14 protein-coding genes and 1 pseudogene are annotated in these 17295 nt (G+C 62.9%); 10 read left to right on the plus strand and 5 right to left on the minus strand.

Annotated features, from left to right (window positions below; genetic code table 11):
- Window positions 1–111: 111 nt before the first annotated feature.
- A complete protein-coding gene (locus P0D84_RS36545; protein WP_408345321.1) occupies window positions 112–1533 on the minus strand; it encodes a DUF1254 domain-containing protein in 1422 nt (473 codons plus the stop codon).
- Between the two features lie 292 nt (window positions 1534–1825).
- On the opposite strand from P0D84_RS36545, the gene P0D84_RS36550 reads away from it, so the two are divergent.
- Complete coding sequence (locus P0D84_RS36550; protein ID WP_408345325.1) at window positions 1826–2575, plus strand: FMN-binding negative transcriptional regulator; 750 nt, start codon at window positions 1826–1828, stop codon at window positions 2573–2575.
- Between the two features lie 127 nt (window positions 2576–2702).
- Window positions 2703–5249 carry a heavy metal translocating P-type ATPase gene (locus P0D84_RS36555; protein WP_408345328.1) on the plus strand — a complete coding sequence of 849 codons (2547 nt, stop codon included), beginning with the start codon at window positions 2703–2705 and terminating at the stop codon, window positions 5247–5249.
- A gap of 202 nt (window positions 5250–5451) precedes the next feature.
- On the opposite strand, the gene P0D84_RS36560 is transcribed toward P0D84_RS36555, so the two are convergent.
- Entirely contained in the window at window positions 5452–6105 is a 654-nt protein-coding gene (locus tag P0D84_RS36560; protein ID WP_408345331.1) for a glutathione S-transferase family protein, read from the minus strand.
- A 219-nt stretch (window positions 6106–6324) separates the two neighbouring features.
- On the opposite strand from P0D84_RS36560, the gene P0D84_RS36565 reads away from it, so the two are divergent.
- Window positions 6325–7776, plus strand: coding sequence for a polyhydroxyalkanoate depolymerase (locus P0D84_RS36565; protein WP_408345334.1), 1452 nt, complete (start codon window positions 6325–6327; stop codon window positions 7774–7776).
- Between the two features lie 56 nt (window positions 7777–7832).
- Here the strand turns inward: P0D84_RS36565 and P0D84_RS36570 are convergent, their stop codons facing one another.
- Window positions 7833–8267, minus strand: a complete 435-nt coding sequence (locus P0D84_RS36570; RefSeq protein WP_172308620.1) for a cupin domain-containing protein — start codon at window positions 8265–8267, stop codon at window positions 7833–7835.
- Between the two features lie 234 nt (window positions 8268–8501).
- Complete coding sequence (locus tag P0D84_RS36575; protein WP_408345338.1) at window positions 8502–9113, minus strand: flavin reductase family protein; 612 nt, start codon at window positions 9111–9113, stop codon at window positions 8502–8504.
- A gap of 259 nt (window positions 9114–9372) precedes the next feature.
- Between P0D84_RS36575 and P0D84_RS36580 the strand changes: the two genes are divergently transcribed.
- Both P0D84_RS36580 and P0D84_RS36585 read left to right on the plus strand, forming a co-directional pair.
- Entirely contained in the window at window positions 9373–9768 is a 396-nt protein-coding gene (locus P0D84_RS36580) for a helix-turn-helix domain-containing protein (RefSeq protein ID WP_408345341.1), read from the plus strand.
- Between the two features lie 2 nt (window positions 9769–9770).
- Entirely contained in the window at window positions 9771–11123 is a 1353-nt protein-coding gene (locus tag P0D84_RS36585) for a type II toxin-antitoxin system HipA family toxin (RefSeq protein ID WP_408345344.1), read from the plus strand.
- Between the two features lie 322 nt (window positions 11124–11445).
- Here the strand turns inward: P0D84_RS36585 and P0D84_RS36590 are convergent.
- Window positions 11446–11609: pseudogene (locus P0D84_RS36590) on the minus strand (four-carbon acid sugar kinase family protein); the annotation flags it as partial.
- 418 nt (window positions 11610–12027) lie between these two features.
- Between P0D84_RS36590 and P0D84_RS36595 the strand changes: the two are divergent.
- The 5 genes from P0D84_RS36595 to P0D84_RS36615 all read left to right on the plus strand — a co-directional run bounded on the left by P0D84_RS36595 (window position 12028) and on the right by P0D84_RS36615 (window position 17289).
- Window positions 12028–13506 (plus strand): MFS transporter, encoded by a 1479-nt coding sequence (locus tag P0D84_RS36595; protein WP_408345347.1) that lies wholly within the window; start codon window positions 12028–12030, stop codon window positions 13504–13506.
- Window positions 13507–13594: 88 nt separating this feature from the next.
- Window positions 13595–14737, plus strand: coding sequence for a porin (locus tag P0D84_RS36600; protein WP_408345350.1), 1143 nt, complete (start codon window positions 13595–13597; stop codon window positions 14735–14737).
- Window positions 14738–14766: 29 nt separating this feature from the next.
- A complete protein-coding gene (locus P0D84_RS36605) occupies window positions 14767–15735 on the plus strand; it encodes a WD40/YVTN/BNR-like repeat-containing protein (protein WP_408345353.1) in 969 nt (322 codons plus the stop codon).
- Window positions 15736–15775: 40 nt separating this feature from the next.
- On the plus strand, window positions 15776–16555 hold the full coding sequence (locus tag P0D84_RS36610; RefSeq protein WP_408345356.1) for an SDR family oxidoreductase: 780 nt from the start codon (window positions 15776–15778) through the stop codon (window positions 16553–16555).
- Between the two features lie 35 nt (window positions 16556–16590).
- A complete protein-coding gene (locus P0D84_RS36615; protein WP_408345359.1) occupies window positions 16591–17289 on the plus strand; it encodes a fumarylacetoacetate hydrolase family protein in 699 nt (232 codons plus the stop codon).
- Window positions 17290–17295: the final 6 nt, after the last annotated feature.

Below are 17295 nucleotides of genomic sequence, written 5' to 3' on the forward strand. Positions count from 1 at the left end.
CAGCAGTGACGCATATCACTGATGCTGATGCGCTTCACTGTCGCATTCGCCGCCGCGTTGCGTTGGCGAACTTCGTTGACGAACTTCATTGGCGCAATTTACTCACGCCCTTCATTGCCGAACGACCGCCGGCGGTTGCCAACTGCCGTCGGTAGCTTGCGGCTTCGGCGCGTACAAACGCAACACCAGTTGCAGATCGGCGCGCGGCGCCGGCAACCAGTTGCCACTCTTGCCGCGCGCCGACGACACCGTGACGTCGAGCGACCCGTCGCGATTGCGGCGCGCACCGTTGCGATCGCCGACCGCCAGACGCGCCGGCGTGCTTTCCCCTAACGCGCCGTCCTTCGTGTAGGCGGTGATCGACCAGAAACCGCGCACCGGCGGCAACTGGTTCGGCGCGAAGTGGATCACGTAGCGGTTCGCGCCATTGAGCGCATGCCCGTCGCTGTCCTGGGTGACAACCACGCGCACTTCATCTTCCTTCGTGCCGATGCCCGGCTGGGTCGCGGCGGCGTAAGCCCGCATTGCGTAGTCCGGGCCGTAGTTGCCCACACCGTCGCCGAACCAGCTCCAGCCGTTGCCGCTCAGCAGATTGGACGGCGGCGTGACGATGCGCTCGTGGCCGTCAGTCAGGCCCGCGGCGATCGCCTCGGGTGCCCTCGGCAGTTTCACCGGATCGCCAGGCGTCACGCCCAGGTCCGAGAGGATTTTCAGCGCATGCGGATCAGCCGGCGTCGGCGGATTGTCAGGCAAGGCCTGCGCCAGTTTGCTGAAGAAGCCGTTCGCGTCGAGCGCGGCGACTTGCGCGGCCGGCGTGCCGGAAGCGGTCGCGGCGGCGGCATCGGCGGCATTGCTGCGCGGCGGCGCAATCGACGCCGCGCGCGTGTCGCCGGTATAGACGCTCAACGGCGCGACGCGGATGGCGCTTTGCAGCTTGCGCACCGCCGTCAGGTCGCGGGTACCGTTCGACTGGATACGCACACTCACCCAGGCGTTACGGGTCGGCACGTCGACGCGTTTGGCGCCCTTGGGCAGATCGCCCTGCCAGCCCGGGCCGACGAAGGCAATCGTTTGCGCCTTGATACCCGCTGCGCGGCTGGCAAACTGCGAGCTGGTCGACCACACCACGTTGGTCCACATGTCGAGTACGCGGGCGTCCACGTAGCGGCCACGCGAATCGGGCAACGACACGATCACCGGCTCGCTGCCGAGGTCCAGCCAGCCGGTCGAGTCGAGCGTGTCGAGACTTGGCCGCAGCGGATTGGCTGCGCCGATTGGCGGCAAGGCCTGCGCGTGGCGCAGCGTGTTGACCGGCGCCTGGCCCGGATCGGTGCCAACCGCCGCGTCGCGCGCGACGCCCATTAGCACCAGTGGATAGCCGAACACATACGAATCGGCGACTTCGTCCTTGATCCAGCCAGTGGTTTTCTGCGTCGTGGATGGAGTCGACGCGCAGCCAGCCAGAAATGCGAGGCCTGCGAGCGATGCGCAGGTCCAGTGAAGCGAAAACAGTTCTTGGCGATTTTTTATCATTCGTTCAGGTGGCGGAACGTGCGGTCCTAAGGGAGACGTCGGTGCGCAGCGAAACCTGTTTGCGTGGCCTCCCTGAGCCGAACGCAGCCAGTCCGCGGCTTGCGATGCCGACAACATCGGGTTGTATCGTATCCTTGCTCACCAGGCAAGCGCAAAGGCAATAGCGCGTTGTAATGCGCGCGCGGACACCATTGACAAAAAGGTTGACGATATTTGTCACTTCCGCGCCGGTTCTTGCCTTGCTGGCCGCCCTTCCCGACCACTCGCCGATTTTTTGTATCCGGAGTGCTTTATGTATATGCCCGCCCATTTTGAAGAGAACCGTCCAGAGGTTCTCCACCGCCTGATCGCCGAGCAGCCGTTCGGCGCGCTGATTACCCACGGGCCGAATGGGCTCGATGCCAATCATTTGCCGTTTGAGTTCGACGCGAAGCGGGTCCCTGGAACGGGCGAAGCGAAACCAGTCCCCGGAAGGGATGACGCGCAGCGCGTCTCCGGCGGCGGCGACCCGACGCTCGCCTCGGCAGGAAACGACGCGCCCGCGCATTCCCACGGCGTCCTCCGCGCCCACGTCGCCCGCGCCAACCCGGTTTGGCAGGAAGTCGCCGCTAACCCGGAAACCCTCGTCATTTTCCAGGGGCCGGCCGCCTATATCTCGCCGACCTGGTATCCGAGCAAGCACGAGACACATCGCCAGGTACCGACTTACAACTATATGGTCGTGCACGCGCATGGCCGGATCGTCGTGCGCGACGACGAGGCGTTCTTGCGCGGCCTCGTCGCGCGGCTCACCCGCAAAATGGAAGCGGGCGAACCGGTGCCATGGAAAATGGGCGACGCACCGGCCGACTATATCGCCCAGATGCTTGGAGCGATCGTCGGTCTCGAGATCGAGATCACGCGACTGGTCGGCAAGTGGAAACTCGGCCAGAACAAGGAAGCCGCCGACCGGCGCGGTGCGGCCGAAACGCTGCTGGCGCGCGCCAGCGACGAACAGAAGGCGGTTGGTCAGGCCATGCTGGACGCGCCGCCCGCGTTCTGAGCCTGGATTCGACCGGCGTAGCGCGACGCAGCCGGCTCGCCACAAAAACATCCTTGACCTTCCCATCATGGGAAGGTCAATACTCGAGTCATGATGCGGCCCGATGCCGCCATGAGCCCTGCTTACCATGACCGAACTTGCCTCGCCACTGCGTCCCGCGGACGCCCCGCCCTCCAGAACCACCGAACTCGACGTCGGCGGTATGACCTGCGCCTCGTGCGCGATGCGCGTGGAGAAGGCGTTGGCCAAAGTGCCGGGGGTCAGGCGCGCGTCGGTGAATCTCGCCACGGAAAAAGCCAGCATCGACAGCGACGCTGCCGTCGACCCCGAAACGCTCGCCAGCGCCGTACGCAAAGCGGGCTACGAGGCGACGCCGGCCGCGCTTCCAGACGTCGCACCAGTGCAAGCGCCGCAGGTCAAGGACCTGGCGATTGGCGGAATGACTTGCGCGTCATGCGCGATGCGCGTCGAAAAGGCGCTCGCGAAGGTGCCGGGCGTCGTCGGCGTGTCGGTGAATCTGGCGACCGAAACGGCAACCGTCAATCTCAGCGAGCCGGCCTCGGACGCAAATGCCGATGCCGACGCCGACGCGCTGATCGCAGCGGTCAAGAAGGCCGGCTACGAGGCAACGTTGATTTTGCCGCCGGACGGGGCGGCGTCGGCCGACAATGTCACCGCTGCCAACGCCGCCGACAGCAAACACACTCAAACCCGCCGCGAACTGGCAACCGTGCTTGGCTCCGCCGTGCTGACGCTGCCGCTCGTCCTGCCGATGGCCGGCGAATGGTTCGGCCTGCACGCGATGCTTTCGCCGTGGCTGCAATTCGCCCTCGCCTCCATCGTGCAGTTCGTGTTCGGCGCGCGTTTCTATCGCGCGGCCTACCGTGCGGTGCGGGCCGGCGCCGGGAATATGGACTTGCTGGTGGCGCTCGGCACATCGGCGGCTTATGGGATCAGCGTCTACGAACTGGCAACCCATCCGGGCGACATGACGCATCTGTATTTCGAAGCGTCGGCGGTGGTAATTACGCTGGTGCGTTTCGGCAAATGGCTCGAGGCGCGCGCCAAGCGCCAGACCACGGATGCGATCCGCGCGCTCAACGCACTGCGCCCCGATCGCGCGCGAATCCGCGTCGGCGCGGAGGAACGCGAAGTGCCGCTCGCGCAAGTGCGGGTCGGCACCGTGGTGATCGTGCGTCCGGGCGAGCGCGTGCCGGTCGACGGCGCGGTACTCGAAGGCCGTACCCATATCGACGAATCGCTGATCACCGGCGAAAGCCTGCCGGTGCCGAAGCAGGCAGCTGATCCGGTTACCGCCGGTTCGATCAACGGCGAAGGCGCGATTGCGGTGACGACCACCGCGATCGGCGCGGAAACCACGCTCGCGCGAATCATCCGTCTCGTGGAAAGCGCGCAGGCTGAGAAGGCGCCGATCCAGCGTTTGGTCGATCGGGTCAGCGAGATCTTCGTGCCGGCGATCCTGGCGATTGCGGCGCTGACGCTGGTGGGTTGGCTGATTGCCGGTGCAGGCGGTGAAACGGCGATTCTGAATGCGGTCGCCGTGCTGGTGATCGCCTGCCCGTGCGCGCTCGGACTCGCAACGCCCGCGGCCATCATGGCCGGCACCGGCGTCGCCGCGCGGCACGGTGTGCTGATCAAGGACGCCGAGGCGCTGGAAACCGCGCATCGGGTGAATATTGTCGCGTTCGACAAGACCGGCACGCTGACGGTCGGGCAACCGTCGGTGACGGCGTTCGAGGCGATCGGCGGTATTGGACGCGATGAGGCGATGGCGCTCGCCGCGGCCGTGCAGCGGCATAGCGATCACCCGTTGGCGCGGGCCGTGTTGAAGGCGTATGAAGAAGCGAAGCTCGCGACAGGGTCGCCGATTACAGCACTCGCAGCAAGTGCCGCGCGCGCGGTGCCCGGGCGCGGCGTCGAAGCCGACATCGATGGCCGCACCCTCGCGCTCGGCAGCACACGCTGGCTCAACGAGCTCGGTATCCCGTTGGCACCGCAACTCGCCGAGCGCGCAAAACAGCTCGAAGCTGCCGGCAACACCGTCTCCTGGCTGATGCAGCGCGCGCCGCTTGCCCCCGTCGCGCTCGCACTGATCGCTTTCGGCGACACCGTCAAACCGAACGCTCGCGCGGCCGTCGAACGGCTCGCCCAAATGGGCATCAAAAGCGTGCTCGTCACCGGCGACAACCACGGGAGCGCGGCGAGCGTCGCCAAGGCGCTCGGCATCGCCGAATTTCACGCCGAAATTCTGCCTGACGACAAGGCCCGCGTGATCCGCGACCTGAAAATTCGCAGCGCCGGCATCGTCGCGATGGTGGGCGACGGCATCAACGACGCCCCCGCGCTCGCTGCCGCCGACATCGGCATCGCGATGGCGACCGGCACCGACGTCGCGATGCAGGCGGCCGGCATCACGCTGATGCGCGGCGACCCCGCGCTGGTGGCGGACGCCATCGACATTTCGCGCAGGACCTGGCGCAAGATCCAGCAGAACCTGTTCTGGGCGTTCGTCTACAACCTGATCGGCATCCCGCTTGCCGCCTTCGGCTTGCTGAACCCGATGCTGGCCGGCGCGGCGATGGCGTTTTCGAGCGCAAGCGTCGTCACCAATGCGCTTCTGCTGCGTAGCTGGCGCGGCGCGTTGATGCGTTGATGCGTTGGCGCGTAGGTGCGCGTTGGCGCGTAGATGCGTTGATCCGCTGACTTGCTGTCACGCAGATTGGCGAGGCAACCCAGCAGAACGCGACGATCGTCGGCGAGGCGGAACGCGCGGCGGCTGAACTGCGCGATCAGGCTGCGCGGCTTGCGCAGGTAGTGAGTGTGTTCAAGCTGGAAGCGGGGCGCGATTAAGGCGTTCAGAACTCCACATCCAGTTCATCGATCTCCTCCACTTCCTGCTGCGCATCCGCGATCCACTGCTGCATTTCAGGCAGCGCCATGATGCGCTGCCCATAGTCGACAATCTCCGGATCCAGCTTGACGTCGTAGGTGACGAAACGCGTCACCACCGGCGCGTACATTGCATCCGCCGCGCTGCGTTCACCGAACAAAAACGGCCCGCCGTACTGCTTCAGGCACTCGCTCCAGATCGTCACAATGCGGTCGATATCGGACTGCGCGCGCGCCCATACCTTGAAGCCCGGGAAGTGCGCTTTGAGATTCATCGGCAACGCCGAACGCAGCGAACCGAAACCCGAATGCATCTCACCGCAAATCGAGCGGCAATGTGCTCGCGCACGGATGTCCTTGGGCAATAGCGCCGCTCCCGGTTTCAACTCGTTGAGATATTCGGCAATCGCCAGCGTGTCCCAGATCTTGATGCCGTCGTGACAGAGACACGGCACCAGAATCGACGGCGAAAGCAGCAGCAATTCGGCGCGCGCCGCAGGGTCGTCGATCGGCATCTCGATCTCTTCGAAAGGCAAGCCGCTGAATTTGGTCAGCAGCCAGCCGCGCAGCGACCACGACGAATAATTCTTGCTGCTGATGGTGAGCGTGGTATTTGCCATACGTTTCTCCCCCAGATGAGGCGTTGCGCCGACGCCCGACGATGCGCATGCACGCTGCCGTGCGCGGGCGCACCAAAGCGCGGCAATTTCGGCCCGCTGGCCTAACCCGCGCAAATGCTATGCCAACGTGCAGGGACAGCCGCGCCAGTGCAACTGCGTGATTGGCACATGACTTGCCTCTATTCGGGCTCCTTCCTTTTCTGCATTCGTGCGAAGGTTATGAACCTGTTCGCATATCCCACATACCAGGCTTTCGCCGACATGATGCTGCCGATGCGGCACGGCGCGGCGCTGGTGAATCATTCGCTCGAGGCGTGGCCCGCATTCGGCGATACGTCGCATGGACGTTCGATACGCGCGGCCTGCGAATTGTTGACGCTCGCGGGACGCACGCCTGTCAGGCCGCCGTTCGACATCGATAGCATAGTGACGGAAGGCAAACCGGCGAAGATCGTCGAGGAAGTGGCCGCGCGCACACCGTTCTGTTCGCTGTTGCATTTTCGTAAGGACGCCACGCTTTCGCATCCGCAGCCGCGCGTGCTGGTGATCGCGCCCATGTCCGGCCACTTCGCCACGCTGTTGCGCGGCACCGTGCGCACGATGCTGGCCGAGCACGACGTCTACATCACCGATTGGCACAACCCGCGTGATGTGCCGTTAAGCCAGGGCCGTTTTGGCTTCAACGAATTCGTGCGGCACGTGATCGACTTCACCGAGACCATTGGACCCGGCGCGCATCTACTGGCGGTGTGTCAGCCGACAGTCGCCGCTTTGGCTGCGGTCGCGCTAATGGCCGCCGATGACAATCCCGCGCAGCCCGCGAGCATGACGCTGATGGCGGGCCCGCTCGACACGCGCATCAACCCGACGCGCGTCAACGAGCTCGCGAAGAGCAGGCCGATCGAGTGGTTCGAGCAGAACCTGATTAGCGCTGTGCCGTTCGGTTTTGCGGGCGCGCATCGTCGCGTGTACCCCGGCTTCGTGCAGTTGCCCGCTTTTATGTCGATGAACCTCAGCCGGCATCTCGACTCTTTTGAGACCTTGTATTACGAGCGAGCCAAAGGCGATCCGGTCAAGGCCGACGCGATCCACACTTTCTATGAAGAGTACTTCGCGACGATGGACCTGACGGCCGACTTCTATCTGGAGACGGTTGATACGGTTTTTCAGCGGCATGCGCTGCCGCTGCATGAGCTCGAAGTAGAAGGGCGTCTTGTGGAGCCTTCAAAGATTCGTCGCACCGCGTTGCTCACTGTCGAAGGAGAAAAGGACGATATCTGCGCGGTCGGCCAGACGCTCGCCGCGCAGGACATGTGCGACAAGTTGCGGCCGTATCTGAAGACGCATCACGTGCAAACCGGTGTGGGGCACTATGGCGTGTTCAATGGGCATCGGTGGGAGCGGCAGATCTATCCACGCGTACGGGCCGTGATTTACGACAACGAGCCGCGCGCGGTGCTGGTGAGTTCGCGGGCGCGCACGATCCAGCCGGTGTCGGTGGCCGTCGCTTCTGAGCTGATGGCGGCAGCGCCGGCTGCGGCGGCGGTGGGCGATGTCGAGATGGATACCAACGTGACGACTGCCACGCCGAACGGCGCCACGCCCAGCGACGTCGCCAAGCCACAGCAAGCGTCCCGATCGGCACGCCGACGGCCGCCGGCGGCGCAATGAGCTGTTCGGTTGGACGGCCGCGTCGTGCGAGGCGCCGCGGGTCTACACAGCGGCGATCAAGCCGCGACGCTCTTCCACGGCTGCACCGCCGGCACTTCGCACGGACCTTCGACTTCGATCGACTTGAAATCGGCGGGCGAAACAATTTCGATGTACTCCATATCTTCCGAATAATCGAACAGATAGTGGACAATGCCCGGCGCCTGATGCACGCAATCGCCGGCGGCGACGAGCGTCTCCTTGTCGCCGTACATGAAGCGCGCCCAGCCCTTCAGCATGATCACAATGTGGAAATCGGCCTCATGGCGGTGCCAACCCGTGCCTTGCTCTGGTGCGTGATTCGCCTTGACGAGTTGCGCGAGTACCTTGCCGCCGGTTGCTTGCGCGATGCCTAAATCGCGGTATAGAAAAAAGTCGCGTAGGCCCTGGTCCACGTAGGGCGTGTCTTGCGGACGGACATGGCTGAACTGCGTGGCGAATTCGGTGGACATGATCGCGCTCCTCTTGAGTGAGCCGGCAGGTGAAAACGACGCGTTGGAGCGTCGGTTGCAAGCATCAAGCGCGCCAGTTTGCGAGGGGTGGCTTTGGCTTTGCGCTACTCGGAGGCGATGGGGGGTGTGCGGCGACGTCACGTCACGTCACGTCACGTCACGTCACCAAAGGCTAAGGCCGCGCACGCACTACGCGGCGCGTCCAACTTCAAACGCTTCTGCTTTTACGGACTGTTATGCGCTCGGGCGAAACATCTGGAACATCTCGCCGATTTCCGCGTAATCCGCGCGGTAGCCGGCGCGCATGATCGGCTGCGCGGCATGCGTGTCGAACAGGCCGTCTTTCAAGTAGGCCTCGTTGATGTGAACGCCGACCACTTGTCCGAGGGACAGATAGTTGTCCATTGGCTTGCCGTCGAGCGTATGCAACCGCACGATTTGCAGCAGCTTGCATTCGAGCGCGGCCGGCGATTCGGCGACGTGCGGCACATTGACATTGCGACCTGGCGCAGGCGTGAGGCCGGCGAGTTCGAATTCGTCGACGTGCGGCGGGACCGGCGCGGACGAGCGGTTCATTTGCTCGGCGAGCGGCTTGGTGGCGAGATTCCAGACGAATTCGCCCGTCGCTTCGATATTGGCGACGCTGTCTTTACGGCCTTCGCTGCAGAATCCGATGATCGGCGGGAAGCTGGCGAACGCGCCGAAAAAGCTGTAAGGCGCGAGGTTCAGCGTGCCGTTGGTGTCGCGTGAGGAAATCCAGCCGATCAGACGCGGGGCGACGATGGCCTTGAACGGGTCGTGCGGCAGGCCATGACCGGCAGCGGGATCGTAGAAATAGTGGGACATGGTTTTACGTTGGGGTTGGCGGATGAGGCGGGAGGTATTTATACCGCAGACTCGCTGGCGCTGCTGGGACAGGATTGAAAGGTGCTCCTGTTATTGGCCCTTCCAGATTCAGGTTGATCGATTGGCTTCGTGTTCCCGCTCGACAGGCCTGGGACTGTAAATTACAAATACAGTCTAAAACCTGTATATCTACTTTACAGTCTCTGAACTGTATTTTTGTGATACAGTTCAGAGACTGTACGAGTCTGAAGAAAATCCGATGGATTACGCTATCAAGACACTAAGTCAGCTTCGCCCGATTCTGTTGGGCTTCCGCAAATCCGCAGGGCTCACACAGGCTGCGGTGGCCGAGCTGCTAGGCATCACCCAGCAAAGCTACGCGCAACTGGAAGCCAATCCGGCATCGGCGAGTGTCGAACGGCTTTTTAGGGTCATGCGTTTGCTGAACGTGGAACTGCGCATGAGCCAGGCGTCGTCTGCACCAGGCAGTCAACCCGCGCAGGCCCGCACGCCAAAGCGTCAACAATCCGCCCCCACTGTCAAGAAAGCGAAGCCCCCGGCGGCCACTAACCGCTCCGCGCGAACTCAGAAGGCGCCGACTTCGAAACAGCCTCTCGGGGCAATCACGGCCAAAAAGAAAAGGGAAAACTGGTAATCATGGCGCGCCGCCCTCAGACGCAGCGACTCGACATCTGGATGAACGGCCTGCCCGTCGGCTACTGGGAAAAAAACCGGGAAGGTGACCGCCTGAGTTATCTCGACGAGTGGATCGAGGATGAACAGGGGCGCCCCCTTTCTCTGTCGATGCCATTCACGCCCGGAAATCAACCGTACCGTGGGGACGTAGTCAGCGCATTCTTCGACAATCTGCTTCCCGATAGCGATGCGATCCGTCGGCGATTGGCTCAACGGCATCGCACGGGCAGCACGAATGCTTTTGATCTGCTAGTGGCACTCGGCCGTGACTGCGTCGGCGCGATCCAGCTCCTTGCGCCTGATGAGCAACCCACCGATCTTTACGACATCTCTGGAACACCGCTATCCGATCAGCAGGTCGCGCAGTTGCTGCGCAATACCACCTCAGCAGCGCCGCTCGGCCAATACGACAGCGGTGCGGATCTGAGGTTATCGATTGCTGGTGCGCAAGAGAAAACGGCGCTGCTGCGCCATGATAAGCAGTGGATCTACCCGACCGGCAGCACGCCAACCACGCATATCTTCAAGCTCCCGCTCGGCCTCGTTGGGAACATGCAGGCGGATATGCGGACGTCGATCGAAAACGAATGGCTGTGCTCGAAAATCGTAGCGGCGTATGGACTGCCCGCGGCGGATTGCGAGATTGCAACGTTCGAGGATCAGAAAGCGCTCGTGGTTGAGCGCTTCGACCGTAGGCTGTCCAGTGACGCGAGCTGGATCGTGCGCCTTCCTCAGGAAGACATGTGCCAGGCCACCGGAAGGCCCTCGCACCTGAAGTACCAGGCTGACGGTGGGCCAGGCATCGCCGAGATCATGGACGTGTTGCTCGGCTCGGAAAACGCGGATCAGGATCGGCGGCAGTTCTTCAAAACTCAACTCGTGTTCTGGCTACTGGCGGCAACGGATGGGCACGCGAAGAACTTCAGCATTTTTCATTTACCCAACGGCTTATACCGCTCGACGCCCCTTTATGACGTGCTTTCCGCCCATCCGATCATCGGCCCGGGGCGAAATCAGATTGCGCGCCAGAAGGCGAAGATGGCGATGGCCGTCCGCGGCAGTACGAATCACTATCTGATCGACAAGATTCAACGCCGGCACTGGATCGAACAGGCTCGACAAGTTGAGCTGGGAAGCGAGACGGCGCAGGACATCATCGCCGAAGTAGTCGACTCGACCGATCACGTGATCAACGAGGTGAGCGGTCTCGTGCCGTCAGGATTTCCGAAAGGACTGGCGGAATCGATTCTGAGTGGAGTCGGGAGGCAGCGAAATAAGCTAGCGGCGGCGCCGAGTCGATCGTCGGCTGCGTAGCAGGGGAACGTGCCCCCCCCGCCCGACGCCATTAACCGCGACTAATCACCCGCTTGCGGCCTTCCTTGACTTGCGCCAAATGGGCTTCGCCGCTGCCCGACTTGAACCAGGCCCCGCCTGATACCACGCATTGACCTCAAGCGCCTGCACGACGGCACCTGAGCCCCCCCCCCGCCCGCAACCACGAACTTCCTGAAGTCAGCATCTCGCAGATCACGAGCGATGGTGAACAGCGCCGCCTCCATGACTGTCCCCGCCTGCGCGACGCCGAACTCGCGTCATCGGGCGTTGAGCACGCAAAGATCAGAACTGGCTCGGCCTTCGCGTCTGCGTCAACCTGAGTCGGCTCGCGAGGCGTTCCGATCGTCAGAACGTACGCATGCCGCCTCGAACCAGCATGTTCGCCACATCAGTGGCGCCGGTGAAATCGTCGGCGCTGCAACCGGCCAAGGTCGTTGGCAGGTCGGGGCAAGTAGACGGATTCATTGGGGCTCTTGCGGCACAGAAAGGTTGAACGCATCCCGACCTTAATTAACGATTAGGTACATATAACTCGGGATTGGTACAGAAAAGCTTGGGTCATGGAAGACAACGGCGACATATGGGCGCCCTTCCATCTGCGTCCCTGTAAACGTCCAAAGCGCCTATCTGTATGCGGTATGACGGCTTTCCGCAAGCGACAGCCGTATCTCCCATCATTAATCAAGACGCTCCTTTCGACACCGGCGACCCAGAATCCCCGTGCCTTGGTGTTAACCACAATGGGAATTAATCCCCGTCAAGCGCAATGTTTGACTAACGGAGCAAGTATTGAAAACAACCGCTGACCTCGGGGCTTGTGCACAGCAACAAGTCGCGGCGTACAGCACTGGCTCGACTTATCAACATGGTGGAGACACACCTTATGTTCAGGACTCACGCAGCGATCGCCGCTGTGCCTGGGGAGGCACCCGTCCCCCTCACATCGGCGGAAAGCGTATTCGAAGCCAGCGACCAGGATGTCCGGGCGACGATGCTGATCGAACGCATGGAGTCGGTGCCATTCTCCAGATGGCACGCCCGCGCCCGGATCGTGATGGGTAGCGCAACCTTCTTCGACGCCTACGCCGCCCTCTCGCTCGCCTATGCCCTGCCAGTCCTGATTGGCTTGTGGCACCTGCGGGGCGCGCAGATCGGCGGCCTCATCGCCATCGGCTACGTCGGGCAATTGCTGGGGGCCATCCTGTTCGGCGCGCTGGCGGAACGCTTCGGTCGGATTCGCAGCGCAACCGCCGCGATCAGCGTGATGTCGGTGATGGGCATTGCCTGCATCTTCGCGAACAGTTTCACCGCGCTGCTCGTCTGTCGGTTCATCCAGGGTATTGGCGTGGGAGGCGAAGTGCCGGTGGCCGCGACTTACCTGAACGAGCTGTCTCAGGCGCGCGGACGCGGGAGGTTTTTCTTGCTGGGGCAGTTGATTTTCCCCATTGGCCTGATGATCACCGGCTTGATCGGCGCGTGGCTCGTTCCGTTCCTCGGCTGGCGCGCCATGTTCCTGTTCGGCGCTATTCCCACGCTGGTCTCGGCAGTGTTCGTCGCCCTGCTGCCGGAGTCGCCGCGCTGGCTGATCTTTCACGGCCGGCTGGACGAGGCGCAACGTGTGATCGAGCGGGCTGAAGCAAGTGCGGCACGGCTGCCGCCGGAAAAGCGCGTGCCGACTGCGCCGCCGCGTGCCCCTGTGACTGCGGCGAACTGCAAGACCTGCTTCGTCAACCACTCGAGCGGGAAACGGCGTGTCTGGTCGGAGCTTTTTTCGACGGTGTACCGCCGCCGCACAGTGGTCGTGTGGACCATGTGGATCACGTCCTACTTTATTGCGAACGGGCTCAATAACTGGCTGCCGTCGCTCTACAAAACTGTCTATCACATGGACTTGCAAAGTGCACTTCACTTCGCATCCCTGACTAACGTTTTGCAGGTGGTGATCACGGTTGTCTGCGCATTGCTGATCGACAAGGTTGGCAGGCGCTACTGGAACCTGGGGGCGTTCATATTGACGGCCGCAGCGCTCGCCGGGGTCTGGATCCTCGGGGCGCACGAAGCGTTGTCTGTGATTCTCTTCGGATCGCTCGGGTACGGAATCATCGGCTCCACCAACACACTGCTGTTTCTCTACACGACCGAGATCTATCCCACGCGCATGCGCGCCATCGCAACGGCGATCGCCACCTCCTGGCTGCGCGCGGCGTCGGCTGTCGCCCCAGCCGTGGTCGGGCTGATTGTCGACGCAAACGGGATCGACGGCATGTTCCTGCTGTTTGCGGTGATCGGCATCATCGGCGCGTTCGCGGCATGGCAAATGATCGAGACCAGCGAGCGCCAACTGGAGGAGATCGCGCCCTGATCCACCTCGCAGTACAGACCGCCTGCAAAGCAGGCGAACGAGCCGGACGCATGCGCGCTTCGAACAAGAACAAGCACAGGAATAACCCATGACACCACGCTTCAAACACTGGGTGATGGCGGGAACCGCTGCGGTCTGCGCGGGCATGACGTCGCTCGCCGCCGCGCAAAGCATCGTCTATCTTCCGCCCTCCGGAAGCAGTCCGTCGCCGTCAGGCATCGAACTGTATGGCCGCATCGACACCTCGGTACAGTTCGGCAACGCTGGCGGTAATTCGATCACCCGCCTTGACAGCAGCAATGTGACGCCTTCGGTCTGGGGCCTCACCGGCAGCGAGGACCTCGGCGGAGGTTATCGGGCAGTGTTCAAACTCGAGGACGGGTTCAGTCCCACCACAGGTTCGATCGCGGGCAGCGGCGCGCTGTTCGGGCGCGAGGCGTGGGTCGGCGTGGCGGGCCCATTCGGGCAAGCACAGGCGGGCGTCAACTACACGCCGATATTCACCACGCTGGTGACTTATTCACAAGGGCAGTTATGGACACTCGGTTGGGGCAACGCGGCGAACAATTTCTTCTACCTGCCGTCGGCGCGCACGAGTAACTCTATCCGCTATGTGTCGCCCTCGTTGGCGGGTCTTCAGTTGCGGGCGTCGTATGCGCGGGGCGCCAATGGCACGGCGGGCGAACCGACCACGCTTGGCGACACCGCGTCCGTTGGCCTCGTCTACAAGATTGCGCGCCTGTCCATCGATATCGACTACCTGCAGCAGGCCGCGGCGCAAAGCACACCGGTCAACTCCGGAACCTCCACGAAGACCGGCAATTACTGGCTAGCGGGAGCGTCTTACGACTTCGGCTGGATCAAGCCGGCGGCGCTTGGGCAGATGCATCGCAACGGCTCGGGGAGCGTCGCGAACAGCACGACGTTTCAGAATCCCGACAACGATTTTTATGAGTTATCCGTACTGATACGTTCGTTAGGCACGGGAACACTGCTTCTCGACTTTGGCCAGTACCGCCAGATTGGTTTCAGCAAGGGGGACGCCACCTCTTACGCGCTGCGCTACGACTATCCGCTGTCGGCACGCACGGGGCTCTACGCCGGTATCGGCCATGTGCGCAACGGCAGCGCGGCGTCGTTCAGCATGAGTGGCGCCCAAGGAGCCGGCCTGCCCACGACACCTGGCCATAGCGTCACTTCAGCAGTCGTTGGAATGCTGACCAAGTTTTAATTTTTTCGCACTTTGCACGGAGGCATAGCATGAACCCACGACTTTATATCGGCACGGGCGGCCTGTCGGTCTGGTACAGCGACGATCGCGGCGACACGCTCAAGCGTTTGCTGTCCGACACCGGCATGTATAGCGAATCGAGAATATGGGCGCTCTCGACGCATCCGGAGCGGCCAAACCACATGCTCGCCGGCACCGATTCCGGAATCTACCGGCTCGACCTTCGGGAAGGCAAGTTCGTACACCTGCCCTCGCCCATGGACAACATGGCGATCTGGTCGATCGCGCAGGCGCCGGACGACGCCGATACGATCCTCGTCGGCACTCGTCCAGCGACGGTATTTCGCTCGACCGATAGCGGCGCGACGTGGCAAAAGATGAACGCCGGTTTCCCCGAATCCTGCAAGTTCGTATTGCGGCCGCGCATCACCAAGCTTCAGTTTTCGGCGACCGTGCCGGGCCTCGTATGGGCGGGTGTCGAGATCGCAGGGGTATGGGTCAGCCGCGACGGCGGAGAAAACTGGCAGCGCTCGTCCGAGGGCATCCGCTCGGACGATATTCACGATGTCACCTCGGTTGTGCGCGATGGCGTGGAAACCGTGTTTGCCACGACGGATCTGGGCCTGCACGTCAGTCACGATCTGGGACATTCCTGGCGTTTCGTCGAGATCGATTCGCCCTCGCAATACACCCGCAAGCTGTTCGCCCGCGCGGACGACAGCGGCGTGCTGTTCCTCACCAACGGCGACGGGCCTCCCGGTTCGTGGGGGCGCCTGCTGCGCAGCGTCGACTTCGGCAAGACATGGCAGGACGCCCGCTTGCCGGGCGAGGTGGCGAGCACGGTCTATTCGGTCGCCACGCATCCAGCGGACCCTAAGTTGATCTTCGTTGCCTCGGCTCTCGGGCAAGTATTTCGCTCCGCGGACGGCGGTGACAGTTGGTCGCAGATCCCTCGCCGGCTCGGGGAAACACGCTCGTTGATGTGGGTGCCGGTCTGAACGCGGCTACATGAAAGTAGATGAGACATTGGAGATTGATATGGAACTCGGCATCGCAGGAAAAAACGCAATTGTCTGTGCATCGAGCAAGGGCCTGGGACGGGGTTGCGCGTTTGCGCTCGCGCAGGAAGGGGTCAACGTTGTTATCAACGGCCGTCATCGCGAAGAAGTAGAAGCCACCGCCAATGCGCTCAGGGCGCAGACGAAAGTCCAGGTCACGGAGGTCGTCGCCGACGTGACCACGGCCGAAGGCCGCGCGAGGCTGCTCGACGCATGCCCGCAACCCGACATACTCGTGACCAATGCGGGCGGACCGCCCGCGCTCGATTTTCGCAAGCTAGGGGAGAAAGAGTGGCTTGAAGGACTGATCCCGAATCTGGTGGCGCCAGTGCTGCTCATCAAGGAAGTGATCGACGGCATGACGGAACGGCGTTTCGGACGCATCGTCAATATCACTTCGCGGTCGGTCAAGACGCCGCTGCTGCACCTGCCGCTGTCCAACGCCGCTCGCGCGGGACTGACCGGCTTCATTGGTGGCCTTTCGCGCCAGGTCGCGCCCCATAACGTGATTGTGAACAATCTGCTGCCCGGACCGTTTGCGACGGACCGGCAGATGGGACAGGTCCGCAGCAAGGCGACCGAGATGAAGATACCCGTGGACGATTACCTCAAGTCGCAGCACGCGCAGGTCCCGGTGGGGCGCTTCGGCACGGCGGAGGAATTCGGTCGTGCATGTGCTTACCTGTGCAGCGTTCATGCCGAATTCATCGTAGGGCAGAACCTGCTCATGGACGGCGGCGGCTTCGTTTCCACGCTGTAGTCCGAAGCGTTCAAAAGACAAACAGCGAGAGAGCCATGAGCTATGCATTCGATCCCGTCGCGCCGGTGACCGTTCCGCTGACCGGCAGCGACTCCCTATTTCCCGTGCACCGGATCTACTGCGTCGGGCGCAACTACGCGGATCACGCCCTGGAGGTCGGCCACGACCTGCTGGCGGAGCCGCCGCTCATCTTCTGCAAACCCGCCGCATCGCTTCTGGCTGTCGCGCCGGGCACGGTCGGCGTGTTCCACTACCCGCCGCGCACCGGCCTCGTCGACTACGAACTCGAACTCGTTGTCGCCCTCGGCCGTGGCGGCTCGGAGGTCGATGAAGCGGCCGCAAGCGAGCTCATCTTCGGATATGCGGCTGGCCTCGACATGACGCGCCGTGACGTGCACCGCGAGATGATGAAGGGTGGCAAGCCGTGGGATGTGTCGAAGGGCTTCGCCGGCGCGGCGCCCATTGGCGCCATCACGCCCGTGCGCGAGGTCGGCATCCTCGAACGAGGCCATATGTGGCTCGATCTGAACGGCGAGCGGCGCCAGGACTCCGACCTGTCGCTCATGGTCTGGTCAGTGCCGAAGATCATCGCCCAACTGTCGCGCTCCTTCGAGCTCAGGCCGGGCGACCTGATTTATACGGGCACGCCCAAAGGCGTGAGCGCAGTAGAACGCGGCGACATCCTGAGCGGTGGCATCGAGCGCGTTGGTGAACTCAAGCTACGCATTGCCTGATCTCGC

Origin of the sequence: Paraburkholderia sp. RL17-337-BIB-A (genome assembly GCF_046025895.1) — a bacterium.
In the GTDB taxonomy this organism is placed as follows: domain Bacteria; phylum Pseudomonadota; class Gammaproteobacteria; order Burkholderiales; family Burkholderiaceae; genus Paraburkholderia; species Paraburkholderia fungorum_C.

Excerpts from the sequence above, each read along its gene's own strand:
- P0D84_RS36545 (WP_408345321.1), bottom strand. The coding sequence starts at position 1,533 with ATGATAAAAAATCGCCAAGAACTGTTTTCGCTTCACTGGACCTGCGCA.
- P0D84_RS36550 (WP_408345325.1), top strand. The coding sequence starts at position 1,826 with ATGTATATGCCCGCCCATTTTGAAGAGAACCGTCCAGAGGTTCTCCAC.
- P0D84_RS36555 (WP_408345328.1), top strand. The coding sequence starts at position 2,703 with ATGACCGAACTTGCCTCGCCACTGCGTCCCGCGGACGCCCCGCCCTCC.
- P0D84_RS36560 (WP_408345331.1), bottom strand. The coding sequence starts at position 6,105 with ATGGCAAATACCACGCTCACCATCAGCAGCAAGAATTATTCGTCGTGG.
- P0D84_RS36565 (WP_408345334.1), top strand. The coding sequence starts at position 6,325 with ATGAACCTGTTCGCATATCCCACATACCAGGCTTTCGCCGACATGATG.
- P0D84_RS36570 (WP_172308620.1), bottom strand. The coding sequence starts at position 8,267 with ATGTCCACCGAATTCGCCACGCAGTTCAGCCATGTCCGTCCGCAAGAC.
- P0D84_RS36575 (WP_408345338.1), bottom strand. The coding sequence starts at position 9,113 with ATGTCCCACTATTTCTACGATCCCGCTGCCGGTCATGGCCTGCCGCAC.
- P0D84_RS36580 (WP_408345341.1), top strand. The coding sequence starts at position 9,373 with ATGGATTACGCTATCAAGACACTAAGTCAGCTTCGCCCGATTCTGTTG.
- P0D84_RS36585 (WP_408345344.1), top strand. The coding sequence starts at position 9,771 with ATGGCGCGCCGCCCTCAGACGCAGCGACTCGACATCTGGATGAACGGC.
- P0D84_RS36595 (WP_408345347.1), top strand. The coding sequence starts at position 12,028 with ATGTTCAGGACTCACGCAGCGATCGCCGCTGTGCCTGGGGAGGCACCC.
- P0D84_RS36600 (WP_408345350.1), top strand. The coding sequence starts at position 13,595 with ATGACACCACGCTTCAAACACTGGGTGATGGCGGGAACCGCTGCGGTC.
- P0D84_RS36605 (WP_408345353.1), top strand. The coding sequence starts at position 14,767 with ATGAACCCACGACTTTATATCGGCACGGGCGGCCTGTCGGTCTGGTAC.
- P0D84_RS36610 (WP_408345356.1), top strand. The coding sequence starts at position 15,776 with ATGGAACTCGGCATCGCAGGAAAAAACGCAATTGTCTGTGCATCGAGC.
- P0D84_RS36615 (WP_408345359.1), top strand. The coding sequence starts at position 16,591 with ATGAGCTATGCATTCGATCCCGTCGCGCCGGTGACCGTTCCGCTGACC.